At 43.2% G+C, this 1,233-nt stretch carries 1 protein-coding gene and 1 pseudogene; both read left to right on the top strand.

Annotation, left to right across the window (positions count from 1 at the left end; all coding sequences use genetic code 11):
- A partial coding sequence (gene dnaX / locus ACWHAR_RS22070; protein ID WP_452087836.1) for a DNA polymerase III subunit gamma/tau occupies positions 1-1,144 on the top strand: 1,144 nt, incomplete at its 5' end.
- Between the two features lie 23 nt (positions 1,145-1,167).
- Positions 1,168-1,233: pseudogene (locus ACWHAR_RS22065) on the top strand (YbaB/EbfC family nucleoid-associated protein); the annotation flags it as partial.

The following is a 1,233-nucleotide window of genomic DNA, read 5'->3' as shown; positions in this document are numbered from 1 at the left end:
TGTAGGCCGCATGAATAAAATTGTTGATGCTGAACAGCTGCAAGTGGATGAAGGATCGCTGGATATCATCGCGAGTGCTGCAGACGGAGGGATGAGGGATGCCCTGAGCCTTCTTGATCAGGCCATATCATTCAGCGGCGATATCCTGAAAGTCGAAGATGCGCTTTTAATTACGGGTGCTGTTTCTCAATTATATATCGGGAAGCTTGCACAATCCCTGCATGATAAAAACGTTTCTGACGCACTGGAAACATTAAATGAATTGCTTCAGCAAGGAAAAGATCCAGCTAAGCTGATAGAAGATATGATTTTCTATTTCAGGGACATGCTGCTGTACAAAACAGCCCCTGGCTTAGAGGGAGTGCTTGAGAAAGTAAAAGTCGATGAAACGTTCCGGGAACTAAGTGAACAAATTCCGGCTCAGGCCCTATATGAAATGATTGATATTCTGAACAAGAGCCATCAGGAAATGAAATGGACAAATCATCCGCGTATCTTTTTCGAAGTGGCCGTTGTGAAGATTTGCCAAACCTCACATCAATCTGCTGCTGATCTCCCGGAAGTGGATATGCTGATGAAAAAAATCCAGCAGCTTGAACAGGAAGTAGAACAGCTCAAAACAACGGGCATAAAAGCAGCTGCGGAAAGTCCGAAAAAAGAAGCGCCGCGTGTGCCAAAGGGCGGGAAATCCAATTACAAAGCGCCAGTAGGCAGAATTCATGAGATTTTGAAGGAAGCCACAAGACCGGATCTTGATCTGCTCAGAAACAGTTGGGGCAAGCTTCTTGCTCATCTCAAACAGCAAAACAAAGTATCACATGCCGCTTTGCTGAATGACAGTGAACCTGTGGCTGCCGGATCGGCGGCATTTGTTCTGAAATTCAAATATGAAATTCATTGTAAAATGGTCGCTGAGGATAACAACGGAGTCCGGACTAATCTTGAGCAGATTTTAGAATCGATGCTCGGAAAAAGAATGGATTTGATTGGCGTTCCAGAAGCACAATGGGGTAAAATAAGAGAAGAATTTTTAGAAGATCATCAGCAGGAAAATGAAGGATCAAATGAACCGGCTGAAGAAGACCCGCTTATTGCCGAAGCGAAAAAGCTTGTTGGAGCGGATTTAATTGAAATAAAAGACTAACAAAATGAAAGAGAGTGAATGCTATGCGTGGCGGAATGGGTAATATGCAAAAAATGATGAAACAAATGCAAAAAATGCAAAAGGATATG

The sequence above is a fragment of the Bacillus sp. LR--39 genome (assembly GCF_053613335.1).
This window is presented reverse-complemented; position numbering and strand designations above follow the sequence as displayed.